The 12945-nt window shown below is 69.2% G+C and carries 13 protein-coding genes; 6 read left to right on the forward strand and 7 right to left on the reverse strand.

Going from position 1 to position 12945, the window contains the following annotated elements; all coding sequences use genetic code 11:
• Positions 1-38: 38 nt before the first annotated feature.
• From AMK34_RS12210 to AMK34_RS12225, 4 genes are read right to left on the reverse strand one after another with little or no spacing between them, the layout of a single operon-like run.
• Entirely contained in the window at positions 39-1253 is a 1215-nt protein-coding gene (locus AMK34_RS12210; RefSeq protein ID WP_038507922.1) for an ABC transporter permease, read from the reverse strand.
• Complete coding sequence (locus tag AMK34_RS12215; RefSeq protein ID WP_007033339.1) at positions 1250-1936, reverse strand: ABC transporter ATP-binding protein; 687 nt, start codon at positions 1934-1936, stop codon at positions 1250-1252. The genes AMK34_RS12210 and AMK34_RS12215 overlap by 4 nt, the downstream gene beginning before the upstream one ends.
• Complete coding sequence (locus tag AMK34_RS12220; protein WP_038507920.1) at positions 1933-3033, reverse strand: peptidoglycan-binding protein; 1101 nt, start codon at positions 3031-3033, stop codon at positions 1933-1935. The genes AMK34_RS12215 and AMK34_RS12220 overlap by 4 nt, the downstream gene beginning before the upstream one ends.
• Positions 3030-3575, reverse strand: a complete 546-nt coding sequence (locus tag AMK34_RS12225) for a hypothetical protein (protein ID WP_038507917.1) — start codon at positions 3573-3575, stop codon at positions 3030-3032. Before AMK34_RS12225 ends, AMK34_RS12220 begins: the two co-directional genes overlap by 4 nt.
• Before the next feature lie 230 nt (positions 3576-3805).
• Between AMK34_RS12225 and AMK34_RS12230 the strand changes: the two genes are divergently transcribed.
• The 4 genes from AMK34_RS12230 (at position 3806) to sepH (ending at position 8536) form a co-directional block, all read left to right on the forward strand.
• Positions 3806-5608, forward strand: a complete 1803-nt coding sequence (locus AMK34_RS12230) for an alpha-L-fucosidase (protein WP_073845290.1) — start codon at positions 3806-3808, stop codon at positions 5606-5608.
• 69 nt (positions 5609-5677) lie between these two features.
• Entirely contained in the window at positions 5678-6337 is a 660-nt protein-coding gene (locus AMK34_RS12235; RefSeq protein ID WP_037348058.1) for a response regulator transcription factor, read from the forward strand.
• Positions 6334-7500 carry an ATP-binding protein gene (locus tag AMK34_RS12240; protein ID WP_073845291.1) on the forward strand — a complete coding sequence of 389 codons (1167 nt, stop codon included), beginning with the start codon at positions 6334-6336 and terminating at the stop codon, positions 7498-7500. The genes AMK34_RS12235 and AMK34_RS12240 overlap by 4 nt, the downstream gene beginning before the upstream one ends.
• 190 nt (positions 7501-7690) lie before the next feature.
• Positions 7691-8536, forward strand: coding sequence for a septation protein SepH (sepH, locus tag AMK34_RS12245; protein WP_038507911.1), 846 nt, complete (start codon positions 7691-7693; stop codon positions 8534-8536).
• A gap of 36 nt (positions 8537-8572) precedes the next feature.
• Here the strand turns inward: sepH and AMK34_RS12250 are convergent, their stop codons facing one another.
• Genes AMK34_RS12250 through AMK34_RS12260 form a run of 3 tightly spaced genes read right to left on the reverse strand, consistent with a single transcriptional unit; the run spans position 8573 to position 10398 of the window.
• A complete protein-coding gene (locus tag AMK34_RS12250; RefSeq protein WP_038507909.1) occupies positions 8573-8938 on the reverse strand; it encodes an MmcQ/YjbR family DNA-binding protein in 366 nt (121 codons plus the stop codon).
• Positions 8939-8952: 14 nt separating this feature from the next.
• Positions 8953-9555: a DUF2537 domain-containing protein gene (locus AMK34_RS12255; RefSeq protein ID WP_073845293.1), complete on the reverse strand. Its 603-nt coding sequence runs from the start codon at positions 9553-9555 to the stop codon at positions 8953-8955.
• A 27-nt stretch (positions 9556-9582) separates the two neighbouring features.
• On the reverse strand, positions 9583-10398 hold the full coding sequence (locus AMK34_RS12260; protein WP_073845295.1) for a TrmH family RNA methyltransferase: 816 nt from the start codon (positions 10396-10398) through the stop codon (positions 9583-9585).
• A gap of 216 nt (positions 10399-10614) precedes the next feature.
• Between AMK34_RS12260 and AMK34_RS12265 the strand changes: the two genes are divergently transcribed.
• A complete protein-coding gene (locus AMK34_RS12265) occupies positions 10615-12114 on the forward strand; it encodes a glutamate-cysteine ligase family protein (protein ID WP_037348067.1) in 1500 nt (499 codons plus the stop codon).
• Between the two features lie 200 nt (positions 12115-12314).
• Positions 12315-12902, forward strand: a complete 588-nt coding sequence (locus AMK34_RS12270; protein WP_073845296.1) for a TetR/AcrR family transcriptional regulator — start codon at positions 12315-12317, stop codon at positions 12900-12902.
• The last annotated feature ends 43 nt before the right edge of the window (positions 12903-12945 follow it).

Raw genomic sequence — 12945 nt, forward strand, 5'->3', positions numbered from 1 at the left:
ATGCGGTGAACCACCGCATCCAGAGGACGAAACGCGAGCTAGGCGAGGGCTTGGGTCGGGGGCAGGCGCGCCGCGCGCATCGCCGGATAGGCACCGGCGACGGCACCGACCAGTGCCGAGATCCCGACCCCGCCGAGCAGGGCGCCGACGGGCAGCACCGCGGGCCAGCCTTGGCTCAGCGCATAGCCGGACGTCACCAGCACGCCGACCAGGACCCCGGCGATCCCGCCGAGCCCGGACAACAGCACCGACTCGGCCAGGAACTGGCCTCTCACCTGCCGTTTCGTCGCGCCGAGCGCGCGGCGGAGGCCGATCTCCCTGCGTCGTTCCAGCACCGAGATCACCATCGTGTTGGCCACCCCGACGCCGCCGACCAGCAACGCGACCCCGCCGAGCCCGAGGAACAGCGCGCTGTAGGTGTTCTCCGTCAGCTTCTGTGCCTCCAGCGCCTCCGACGGACGACGGACCTCGACCTCGTTCGGCGCCTCCGGGTTCATCGTCTGCGCGAGCACCGAGCGCACGTTCTCGACCTGCGAATCCTTCGCCCGCACGTACACGGTCGTCGGGTGGCCCTCGAAGTCGAGGAGCCGCTTGGCCGCGTCCCAGCCGACCAGCACCGAACGCTCGATCTCGGGCGCCAGCGGCGTCGGCCCGAGGATCCCGCCCACGGTGAACCACTTCCCGTCGATGTACACCTGCGGCGGTTTCGCCGGGTCGATGTGGTCGATCCCGAGCCGCGCCGCCGCGACCGAACCCAGCACGACGACCGGATAGTCGCGAGTGGCGTCCCGGAGGAACTGCCCGTCGCGGACGGCACCGCCGATGACGTCGAGAAGATCCGGCGTCGCCGCGTAGACGCCGAGGCCGGACGTCTCGTCCTTGTCGATCTTGTCCGTGCGCCGCACGGACCCGCCGGTGGTCCCGGTCGCGGACGCCGCCGTGACCGGGGCGATCCGTTTCGCCATCGGCACCGCGCTGTCCGGCAGGGTCGCGTCGCCGCCGAACATCGTCTTGCCCGGCCCTGCCGTGAGCAGGTTGGTGCCCAGCGCGGCCAGCTGGTCTTGCAACGCCTTCGCGCCCGACGCCGGGATCGCGAGCACCGCCACCATCGCGGCGATCCCGATCCCGATGCCGAGCGCGGACAGCACCGCCCGCATCGGCCGCGTCCGCATCCCGTGCGCGCCGAGGTTCAGCACGTCACGCGGGCCGAGCCGGGCCGGATCCGGCGTCTTGTCGAGGACGGGCGCGCTCACACCAGCACCCCCGTCCCGGTGTCGAGCCGGATCCGCCCGTCCCGCAGTTCGATCCGGCGCGGGATGCCCGCCGCGATCTCCCGGTCGTGCGTGATGATCACGACCGTCGTCCCCTGCGAGCTCAACGTGGCCAGCAGGTTGAGGATCGCCGCGCCGTTGCCCGTGTCGAGGTTCCCGGTCGGCTCGTCGGCCAGCAGGATCGACGGCGAGTTGACGACCGCCCGCGCGATCGCCACCCGCTGCCGTTCCCCGCCGGAGAGCTCGTTCGGGAAATGCCCCGCCCGGTGCGCGAGCCCGACGCGGTCGAGCGCGGCCAGCGCCCGCTCGCGCCGTTTCCGCCGCGGCACCCCCGCGTACAGCAGTCCCGTCGCGACGTTGTCGACCGCGCTCACCCCCTCACTGAGGAAGAACTGCTGGAACACGAACCCGATCCACCGCGACCGCAACGCCGAAAGCTTGCGGTCGGGCAGTTTCGCCACGTCGTGCCCGCGCAGTTCGATGACGCCGCTGGTCGGCCGGTCGAGTGTGCCCATCAGCTGCAGCAGCGTCGACTTGCCGGAACCCGACGGCCCCAGGATGGCGACCATCTCCCTGTCCTCAATGGACAGTGTCACCTCGTGCAGGGCGCGCACGCCGCCGGGATAGGTGCGCGAGGCGTTGCGCACGGCCAGCACCGGGGTCATGACGTCGTCACCACCCGCATCCCGGCGGCGAGGCCGGTGCCGGTGACCTCGACGCGTCCGCCTGAGAACAAACCGGTCTTCACCGCGATGAGACGCCGCTTACCGCCTTCGTCGACCTCGACGGCGTATCCGCCCTCGGCGAGCGCGAGCAGCGCCCCGACCGGGACCGCCAACACTCCACTGTGGACTTCCTTGGTGAACCGCACGGACACCGGTGTCGAATCGAGCGATCCCGCCGCGGCCGGGTCATCCAGTTTGATCTTCACCTTGATCTTCGGCTTGCCGTCGTCCTGCCCGGCACCGTCCTTGCCGTTCTCCGCGACCTTGCCGACGTCGGTGATCACGCCGGTCGTGGTCTTGCCGCCGGTGATGTCGACCCCGACCTTGTCCCCCGCCTTGGCGATAGCCTGCTTGGCGGCGTCGAGTTTGACCTCGACGAGACGCTCGGTGCCGGTGTACTTCAGCAGTTCGCCGCCGCCGGGACCGCCGAGTTGCGCGGCGACCTGCGAAACCCGGATCTCACCCGGCGCAAGGACGACGTCGCCCTGCCCGAACGCGCCGGTCTGCTCCAAGCCCAGCGACTTCTGCCATTTCTTGATCGCGGCGGCGGTCGCGGAGGTGAACTTCTTGTCGGGCGTGCCGAAACCGCCGAAACCGAGCGCCTTCAGGTTCTCTTCCAGCTGCTTGACGTCCGGGCCGTCCGCGGCCCCGTCGGCGAGGTCGCGGAAGAACGGCAGCGTGCCGTAGAACAGCGGGACGGGTTTGGCGTCGACGCCGTACACGGCCTTGCCGCGGGTGAGCACCGCGCCCGCGTCCGGCAGGGACGTGATCGTGCCCTGTTTCCGGCCGGCGAGGGAGCTTTCCTCGCCGTAGCCCAGTTTCCCGTTCGCTTCCTCTTCCTCCTGCAGGTCGGTCTTCTCGACCTTCGCGGTCTCGACCGGCGGCGGCGCCTGCCCGACCTGCTGGGCCTCGGAGGTGACCCTGGTCAGCACGACCACGGACATCGTCCCGACCACGACGACGAGGACCGCCGCGATGATGAACCAGCGCGCCCGGCGCGACCGCCGTGCGCCGCCGGGTCCTTCGTGTTCGCTCATTTCGCCGGGGCCGCCCTCACGGTCATGCCGAGACCGCAGGCCTTCGCCGCTTCTTCGAACTTCTTGGGGTCGCCCATGTCCATCGTCATGGCGGCGCCCTTGCCGCTGGGATCGGGATCCGGGAAGTCGATCCCATGCTCGCGCATGCACTTGGCTTCCTTGCGCATCTTGTCGAGTTCTTCCGGCGTGGGCGGCTTGATCTCGCCACCGTTGGGCAGCAGCTTCCGGCACGCGTCGCTCGCGGCCTTCATCTTGTTCTCGTCGCGCCCGACCTCGCCAGCCTCGATGGAGATCGAGCCTTGCCCGTCGCCGTCGGTCTTGGGATCCGGCATGTCGACGCCGTGCTCCCGCATGCACTTCGCGAAGTTGCGCATCTTGTCCTCGTCGGACACGTTGTCCGCCTGCTTCCCGTCGCCCGCGCCGGCGGCGGGAGGGGACGAGATCGAGGCGACCTTGTCGCCGCCGTCCCCGCCACCACCGCAACCGGCCACGAGCGCGAAGACCGCTCCGGCGATCAGCACCGCCATGGGTCGTTTCCGCATCGCTGCTCCTTCGGTCGTCTTGGCGACCCGATTTCTACGGAGACGGCGATTCCGGGGCGGTAAGCGATGTTGCTTATGTCGCGCTTACAGTCCCGATCAGCGGAACAAAGATCCGACCTTTCTGCCGTCTTTCCGGGTGAACTAGCTCTCCGATGGACCTCTCGGAGGTTCACATCCGACCTCTGGCTTCCTAAAGTCCCCGACGTCCACACCTCAGCGAGGAGGAGTGCATGAATCGCCGCAAGCCACTCCGGGCCCTGGCGGCCCTCGTCATCGCGACCACCGCACTGGGCATCGCGCCCGCCGCGGAAGCCGCGCCACTCCCGTCCGACCACGCCTACGACGACCCGTTCACCGCCGACCGGACGCGCTGGTGGCGCGACGACCGCTTCGGCCAGTTCATCCACTTCGGCGCGTACTCGCAGCTGCAGGGGAAGTACACCCGCCCTGATGGAAGCGTTTGCCAGGACGCCGAATGGATCCAACGGAACTGCCAGATCCCGCGCGCCGAATACGAGCAGATCGCCGCGAAGTTCAACCCCGCCGGTTTCGACGCGAACGCCATCGCGCAGTCGGCGAAGGACGCCGGGCAGAAGTACGTGGTGATTACGTCGAAGCATCACGAGGGCTACGCGATGTGGCCGACGAAGGTCAACAAGTTCAACCTCCGCGATCACTCGGCGTTCGACAAGAAGCGCGACATCCTCGCCGAACTGAAACGCGCGACGGCCGCGCGGGACGTGAAACTCGGCTTCTACTACTCGATCTGGGATTGGCACGACCCGGATTTCCCGGACCCCGCGACGTTCCCGAAGTACAAGGAGCGGATGTACGCCCAGCTCAAGGAACTCGTGGACAACTACCACCCGGCGGTGCTGTGGTTCGACGGCGAATGGAGCACCGACCGGCCCAACAACCCTTGGACGGAAAGGGACGGCGAGGAGCTGGAGGCCTACGTCCGCAGCCTCGATCCGTCCATTGTGGTCAACAACCGCGTCGGCAAACGGCGGGTGGTCGACGGCGACACGGGCACGCCGGAACAGGAGATCCCGGACAAGCCGGTCGACGGGCAGCTGTGGGAATCGTGCATGACCCTCAACGGCAGCTGGGGCTACACCGATTGGGACCACAACTGGAAGTCCTCGGCGGATCTGACCAGGAAACTGCTCTCGATCGCCGGCCGTAGCGGGAACTTCCTGCTCAACGTCGGCCCCGATCGCAACGGCCGGGTGCCGACGGAATCCATCGACAGGCTGAAGCAGATGGGCCAGTGGCTGCGGACGAACGGCCAGTCCTCGGCCGTCTACGGCGCGGGCGCGCCAGGTCTGGTCGCAGAACCGGGCTGGGGTGTCGTCAGCCGTCGCGGCGACAAGCTGTACGCGTCGGTGTTCGATTGGCCCGCTTCGGGCGGTTCGCTGACGCTCGACGCGTTGGCGCCTTTCCGCGTCCGCGACGCGCGGGTGCTCGGCAGCCGTCAGCGCGTGCGGGTCGAGCAGTCGCCCGGAAGCGTGAAGCTCACGCCGTCGGGCAGCCGGACGAACGACATCGCGACCGTCATCGAGCTGAGCGTCGATCCGTTGCCGCAGGCGCCTGTCGGACGCGGGACCGGGTTGACCGCCGAATACTGGCCGAACGCGGACTTCACCGGGACGCCGACGGTGCGGCGGGTCGAGCCGGGCGTGAACCACAACTGGAAGTTCACCGGCTCACCGGACGCGAAGATCCCGGCGGAGACCTTCTCGTCGCGCTGGACCGGGCAGGTCACCGCGCGCGACACCGGGAAGTACACGTTCACCACGGTCTCGGACGACACCGTGCGGCTGTGGGTCGACGGGAAACTCCTGATCGACAACACCACACCCCACGGGCCCAGTGTCGACAAAGCGACTCTCGACCTGGTCGCCGGGCGGTCCTACGCGATCCGGCTCGAACACACCGAACGCGGCGGGGAGGCGTCGATGAAGCTGCTGTGGTCGAGTCCGAACACTCCGCAGCAGGTGATCCCGGCCCGTCAGTTGCACCCGGCCGGCTGAGCGTTCGGTACAGCTGGTCGTGAGTGGCGCTTATCCCCCGCTTACCCCCTCCCGGGGCAGACTGGCCAGGTGAGAGTGCTGGTGGTGGAAGACGAGCGGCTCCTGGCGGACACGATCGCCGAGGGCCTGCGACGGTTCTCCATGGCCGTCGACGTCTGCTACGACGGCGCGCAGGCCCTGGACCGGGTGGGGGTGCACGGCTACGACGTCGTCGTGCTCGACAGAGATCTCCCCGTCGTGCACGGCGACGAAGTCTGCGCCGCGGTGATCGGGACCGGCGGCGAGGCCCGGGTCCTCATGCTGACGGCCGCGGCCGACGTCAACGACCGGGTCGCCGGGCTGGGCCTCGGCGCCGACGACTACCTGACGAAACCGTTCGCGTTCGCCGAACTCGTCGCCAGGGTGCAGGCGCTCTCGCGGCGCGCGCGGCCGGCGTTGCCGCCGGTGCTGGAACGCGGCGGCGTCGTCCTCGACCTGCCCCGGCACCAGGCATCCCGCGACGGCCGGTTCCTTCCCTTGTCCCCCAAGGAATTCGCCGTCTTGGAGGTGCTCATGCGCGCCGAAGGGACCGTGGTCAGCGCGGAAGAACTGCTGGAGAAGGCGTGGGACGAACACGCCGACCCGTTCACGAACGCCGTCCGCGTGGCGATGATGACGTTGCGGCGCAAACTCGGCGAACCGCCGCTGATCGAGACCGTGCCCGGCGCGGGTTACCGGTTCGGGTCGTGAAACCGCTCCGGCTCTCCGTCCGCACCAAGCTGACGGCGCTCTACGGCGGCGCGTTCCTGATCGTCGGGCTCGCCCTGCTCATCGTCAACTACCTGCTGGTGAGCTCGACCCTGCCGGATACGGCGGCGTTCGCGAACGGAGCGACCGCGGGCGCCCAGATCGAGGTCGCCAGGGCGTATCCGATGGACACGACGAGCATCCTCCCCGCCGAACGAGCCCAGGCCACGCAACTGGTCGCGACGTCGATCACCGAATACCGCTCGGACGTCCTTTCGACCCTGCTGTGGCAATCACTGGTGGCGTTGGCGATCGCCGGCGCGCTCGCGGTGCTGCTCGGCTGGCTGATGGCGAGCCGCGTACTGCGGCCGCTGCACGCGATCACTTCCACGGCACGGAAACTCGAGGTCGAAAACCTCGACCGGCGCATCGACCTCGACGGCCCCGACGACGAACTCAAGGAACTCGCGGACACCTTCGACGGCATGCTCGACCGGCTCGCCGTGTCGTTCGACAGCCAGAAACGCTTCGTCGCCAACGCTTCCCACGAACTGCGGACCCCGCTCGCGGTGCAGCGGACGCTGGTCGAGGTCGCGATGGCCGACCCCGACGCGAGCCCCGAGGTCCGGAAACTCGGCGAACATCTGATCTACACCAACGAACGCAGCGAACGGATGATCGAAGGCCTGCTCGTGCTCGCCCGCAGCGACCGCGGCCTGACCGCGCGAGCCCCCGTGCGGCTGGACGAGGTCGCGGCGACGGTGATCCGGTCGGCGTCGGCCATGGCCGAGGAGGCGGGGGTCACGGTGGAGTCGCGGCTGCGGCCGCGGACGGTGTCCGGCGATCCCGTGCTGCTGGAACGGCTGGTCACGAACCTGGTGCACAACGCCATCACCTACAACCGCGAGGGCGGCTGGATCCACGTCGACATCGGCGGCGATCCGGCGCTGGTGGTGCGCAACACCGGCCCGCAGGTGCCGCTGGACGCCGTACCCGCCCTGTTCGAGCCGTTCCGCCGGCTTTCGGGCGACCGCACCGGCGACTCCCGCAACGCCGGGCTCGGCCTGTCGATCGTCCGGTCCATCGCGAAGGCGCACGGCGGGACCGCGGGCGCGGAACCGGGCGGCCGCGGCGGCGGACTGGTCGTCCGGGTGCGGCTGCCGTAGATTCCCCCGATCGTGACTGTGCGTGTCCGGCGCGTCACGCGGCAAGCCGCCCTTCGCTCCCGCAGAATTCCCCTTGCCGTCATGAACAAAATAGTGAGCAGGACACATGACATCGGCGCGCCTCACACGTCAAGGCGACGCGCCGTTTTAACGTGGACACCCACAAAGGTGAAGAATCGGGGAGGCGAGAATGCGAGCGCTACGGGTGGTCGGGCTGCACGAGGACGGTAAGTCCATCGTGTGCGAAGACCCGGCGAGCCGCACGCGCTTCCTGCTCCCCGCGGATGAGAGGCTGCGAGCGGCGGCGAGGGGTGACATCACCCGCCTCGGCCAGATCGAAATCGAGTTGGAGAGCCAAATGCGGCCACGCGAGATCCAGGCACGAATCCGGGCCGGTGAGTCCGTGGAGCAGGTCGCGAGCAGCGCCGGCGTCACCGTGCAGCGCGTCGAGCGGTTCGCGTACCCCGTCCTGCTCGAACGATCCCGCACCGCCGAACTGGCCCAGCGGGCGCATCCGGTCCGCGAAGACGGCCCCGACGTCCAGACCCTCGGCGAGGTCGTCGCGCACTCCTTCGGGCAGCGCGGTCACGACTACAGCCAGGCGACCTGGGACTCCTGGCGAGGCGACGACGGCAAGTGGGTCGTCGTGCTGAGCTGGAAGGCCGGCCGTTCGGACAACCGCGCGCACTGGGCGTTCGCACCCGGCGCGCACGGCGGCACCGTGCAGGCCCTCGACGAGAACGCCGAAGTCCTGCTCAACCCCAACGCCTACCGTGCCCCGCGCACGGTGCGGGCACTCGAGCCCGGCCGGGACGCGGTCGTCCAGCCGACCCTCGATTCGGTACCGGACGAGCCGGTCGCGAAGGTGATCGACGCGCCGATAGCCGAGCCCGAAGAAGATGCCGAGCCACCACTTCCGGCTGACGAGCCGGAGGAAGTGGCCGAACCGGCTCCACGGGCGAAGGGGAAGAAGAACCACCCCATCGTTCCATCCTGGGAAGACGTCCTCCTGGGCGTCCGATCGCAACGAGGTTGAATCCGCACGTAGTGGCCCCTTCCGGTGGAGGGGCCATTACGTGCGTCCGGGGACCTGCGCGATCAGGGATTTCGGCGCCACGAGGCAATACGCGTCGGTGACGATCTGTCCGATCTCGGCCCAGTCGACGTCGGTGTCCAGCCGCACCCCGAGCCATCCCCGATGGCCGACATACGGCGGCCGGAAGAACCGCTCCGGCTCGGCGCCCACCAGCTCCTCCTGCGCCCCGGGCGGCGCCGGGCACCAGAAGGCGACCTTGTCGTCGTGATGACGGTCCGCGTACATGACGAACGTCTTCTTGCCGCGCACGAACCAGGTCGGCTCGCCGTGACTGAGCCGCTCGGAGGTTTCCGGCAGCGCGAGGCAGAGCCGTCTGAGTGAATCGAGCGGATCTCCGGCCATGGATCTCAGTATTCCTAGAAAACGACGATCAGCACGCCGATCCACGCGATCACGATCCCCGCGGCCGCGCCGAACGACGCCCACCGCACGATCGGCACCCGCCGCGCGAGCCACAGCGACGGCGTGATCCCGGCGGTCACGACGGCGGACGCGAGCAGCGCGAGCCAGCCGTTGGTCTCACGCGCGAGGGTGTTCGCCAGCGCCAGCATCGCCACGACGACCACGGCCGCGACGAACGCCGAGACCGTCAGCCCGGTCAGCCACGGTGTCGGCTCCCCGGCCGGGTCCGGGGTGCCGAAGAGGCGCCGCGCGAGTTCGCTGCGGGGTGCGGGGGCGGGCGGGTCGATGATGAGGCCGTCGCCGGACACGGGGTCGACGAACCGCACCGACGTGCCCATCGTGGCGGCGACCCGCTGGGCGAGCTGGCGGCCTCGCTGGGAGACCACGGAAGCGGCTTCGGTGCCGGAGGAGCCGACGGCGGAGGCGACCCTGGCCCATTCGTGCAGCGCCTGGGCGAGATCCGAACCGATCGCGAGTGAATGCGGGTCCACCTCGCGCGCGCTTTCGCCGCCCGGCCCGGCCAGCACCGCGCGTCCCTCACGGATCCGCAATTCCATGGGTTCTCCTCGTGATCGCTCGGGTGCTCACGATAGCGGTGGACGCGTCTCGTAGAACGCGATCGCGCCCGCCGTGGCGACATTCAGCGAATCGACGCCTTCCGGCATCGGGATCCGCACCGCGACGTCGGCGGCGGCGATGGCCTCGTCGGTCAGGCCGGGGCCCTCCGCGCCCAGCATCAACGCGACCTTCCCCGGTGTCTGGTCTCGTAACTGGCGCAGCGAAACGGAATCCGCACGAGGAGTCAGGGCCGCGATGCGGAAACCGCGGTCCCGCAGCGATTCCAGGTCGCCGGGCCAGGACCCGAAGGTGGCGAACGGGACGCGCAGGACATGCCCCATCGAGACGCGGACACTGCGCCGGTACAGCGGGTCCGAGCAGCCGGCGCCGAGCAGGATCCCGTCGACGCCGAGCGCGGCCGCGTTGCGGAACAACGATCCGAGGTTCTCGTGGTCACCGACGCCTTCGAGGATCGCGAGCACCCGTGCGCCGTCGATGACCTCTTCCACCGACGGCGGCGGAACCGGCCGGTCGGCGACGGCCAGGATCCCGCGGTTCAGGTGGAATCCGACCACGTCGGCCATCGTCTCGGCCGAAGTCACGTAACCGGGGACGTCGACCGCGTCCAGGGCTTCGCCCAATTCGTGGAATCGCCGCTCCACACCGAGGAGGGAACGAACCGGATAACGGGATTTGAGCAGCCGCTCGACCACGACGGTGCCCTCGGCGATCACAAAGCCACGCCCACCCGGCCTATCGGGACGCCGATCGGCTGTGGACAAGTCGCGGAAATCGTCGAGCCGCGGGTCGTCGCGGTCGTCGATGGTGATCAGTTCAGCCACCCGGAGAGTGTGTCATCCGCCCGCTGCGCGGCGTTTGCGTCCGAACGTCGACGGGTAGGTGGTACGAACGGAGGTATTTTGCTGTCAGTTAACCCCTAGTGACAGAGAGCACCAGTTTGGCCGCTAGCCGGGCGACAGCGATGCGTGAAACCGTTGGGCCGCCTGGCAGTCCCGCCTGGATCCCGCGGAGCGTGGCCAATGAGGAGCTCGACGAACATGGGTAAGAATCTTTCGGCGGACCCCTCCGAGCCGCAGGATCGCGGCCGATATCGCCGGAAGGTCCAGCGCTGCCTCGACACCTTGGCCCGCATGCTCACCGATGGAAGCTTTTCCTTCCCGCGCAAGAACATCGGGCTCGAGGTCGAGCTGAACCTCGTCGACGCGGAGATGCGCCCGTCGATGACGAACACGACGGTCCTCGAGGCGCTGAACGACCCGTCGTTCACCACCGAGCTCGGCCAGCACAACCTGGAGCTCAACGTGCCGCCGCGGCCGCTGGCCGGCGAATCCGCGCTCCAGCTGGAGGACGACCTCAACGCGTATCTGGGCGCCGCGTCACGCAAGGCCGAGGAATCCGGCGCCTCGCTGGCGATGATCGGCATCCTCCCGACGCTGCGGCACGAGCACTTCGACCAGAAGTGGCTCACCAACAACGCCCGTTATTCGTTGCTCAATGACCGGATCTTCGCCGCTCGCGGCGAGCGCACGGTCCTCTCGATGGAGGGCGCGCCGCTGCCGGGCAGGCAGCCCGAGCGGCTGCGCAGCTACTCCGAATCGATCCTCCCCGAGGCCGCGTGCACCTCCGTCCAGCTGCATCTGCAGGTCGCGCCGGAGGAGTTCGCGGCGCATTGGAACGCGGCACAGGCGCTGGCCGGCGTCCAGGTCGCCGTCGGCGCGAATTCGCCGTTCCTGCTCGGCAAGGCGCTCTGGCACGAGACCCGGATCCCGCTGTTCCTGCAGGCCACGGACACCCGGCCCGAAGAACTGAAGAACCAGGGCGTGCGGCCGAGGGTGTGGTTCGGCGAGCGATGGATCACGTCGATCTTCGACCTGTTCGAGGAGAACGTCCGGTACTTCCCCGGCCTCCTGCCCGAGACCGATCGCGAGGATCCGATCGAGGCCCTCGACTCCGGGCAGGCGCCGAAACTCACCGAGCTGCGGATGCACAACGGCACCGTCTGGCGCTGGAACCGGCCGGTGTACGACGTCGTCGACGGCCTGCCGCATCTCCGGGTGGAGAACCGGGTGCTGCCCGCCGGCCCGACCGTCGTCGACATGGTCGCGAACGCCGCCTTCTTCTACGGCGCGCAGCGGGCCCTCGCCGAAGCCGACCGTCCAGTGTGGACACAGATGTCGTTCCAGGCCGCCGAGGAGAACATGTACGCGGGCGCGCGCCGGGGTTTCGACGCGCAGCTGTACTGGCCGGGTATCGGCTGGATCCCGCCGGACGAGCTGGTGCTGCGGGTCCTGCTGCCGCTGGCGCACGAGGGACTGCGCCGGTCGGACGTTTCGGACGAGGCGAGAGAGCGCTATCTCGGCATCATCGAGCAGCGGTGTCTCACCAGGCGGACCGGCGCGGCGTGGCAGCGGGAGTACGTCCTGCGCGCGGAGGAGCGCGGCGCCGAACGGGAGACCGCGCTGAACCGGATGCTGGGCCGGTATCTGGAGCTGTCCGCCACGGAGACGCCGGTGCACACCTGGCCGCTGGAGGCTTAGGGGTGCCTCTCAAACCGAGGCTCGGCTGGGCCGTGAGGACACGCGCGCGCGTTTCTTTTCGGCCGGAGGCCTCGGATTTGCGGAGGTGGGCCGCTGTCACGGCCGGGTGAGTGACCAGCTGACGCCGCGGCCCGGCTACGGAAATCCGAAAGCGCGCTTTGAGACACCGGGTTTAGAGTTTCCTCTCAGGGAGGTGGCTCGTGCCCAAGATCATCGGCCGCTCGCTGGAGGAGCACCGGCGCGAGGTCCGCAGCAGGGTGTTCGACGTCCTGCGCGGCCAGCTGTACGAGCGCGGGTTCGACGCGATCACGCTCGCCGGTGTCGCCGCTGAAGCGGGCCTCGGCCGGACGGCGATGTACAACCACTTCCCCGACAAGGAAAGCCTGCTGGTGGCCTTCGTCGAGGACGAGGCGACGCGGTACGTCGAACGGCTGTCGGCGGCCGTCGCGACCGCCGACACCCCGGTCGAGAAGCTTTCGACGTTCGTCCGGCTCCAGCTGCGGGTGCTCGCCGAGTACCACCTGCCACCGGGGACGGCGCTCGCGTCGGCGCTGGCGCCCGCCGCGTACCGGCGGATCAGCGCGCATGCCGACCCGATCACCGGCCAGCTGCGGGAGATCCTCGCGGAGGGGGTGCCGGACGAGGATCCGGACGTCCTGATCCCGATGATCACCGCCGCGCTCGGCAGCCGTCAGGTGGTCGACGTGCCACCCGAACGGCTGGACGACGCGATCGAGGGCGCCGTGCGCTTCGTGCTCAGAGCGGTCGGGATGTCGGAAAACCCGTGAATTAGGGTAGCCTAACCCGCAGTTGTGCCTTACGCTCTTTCTG

This window comes from Amycolatopsis sp. CB00013, assembly GCF_001905755.1.
GTDB classification, from domain to species: Bacteria; Actinomycetota; Actinomycetes; order Mycobacteriales; family Pseudonocardiaceae; genus Amycolatopsis; species Amycolatopsis japonica.

Bases quoted from the DNA above. Each gene is read 5' to 3' on its own strand.
- AMK34_RS12225 (WP_038507917.1), bottom strand. From the start codon at position 3,575: ATGCGGAAACGACCCATGGCGGTGCTGATCGCCGGAGCGGTCTTCGCG.
- AMK34_RS12255 (WP_073845293.1), bottom strand. From the start codon at position 9,555: ATGGAATTGCGGATCCGTGAGGGACGCGCGGTGCTGGCCGGGCCGGGC.
- sepH (WP_038507911.1), top strand. From the start codon at position 7,691: ATGCGAGCGCTACGGGTGGTCGGGCTGCACGAGGACGGTAAGTCCATC.
- AMK34_RS12230 (WP_073845290.1), top strand. From the start codon at position 3,806: ATGAATCGCCGCAAGCCACTCCGGGCCCTGGCGGCCCTCGTCATCGCG.
- AMK34_RS12215 (WP_007033339.1), bottom strand. From the start codon at position 1,936: ATGACCCCGGTGCTGGCCGTGCGCAACGCCTCGCGCACCTATCCCGGC.
- AMK34_RS12220 (WP_038507920.1), bottom strand. From the start codon at position 3,033: ATGAGCGAACACGAAGGACCCGGCGGCGCACGGCGGTCGCGCCGGGCG.
- AMK34_RS12250 (WP_038507909.1), bottom strand. From the start codon at position 8,938: ATGGCCGGAGATCCGCTCGATTCACTCAGACGGCTCTGCCTCGCGCTG.
- AMK34_RS12265 (WP_037348067.1), top strand. From the start codon at position 10,615: ATGGGTAAGAATCTTTCGGCGGACCCCTCCGAGCCGCAGGATCGCGGC.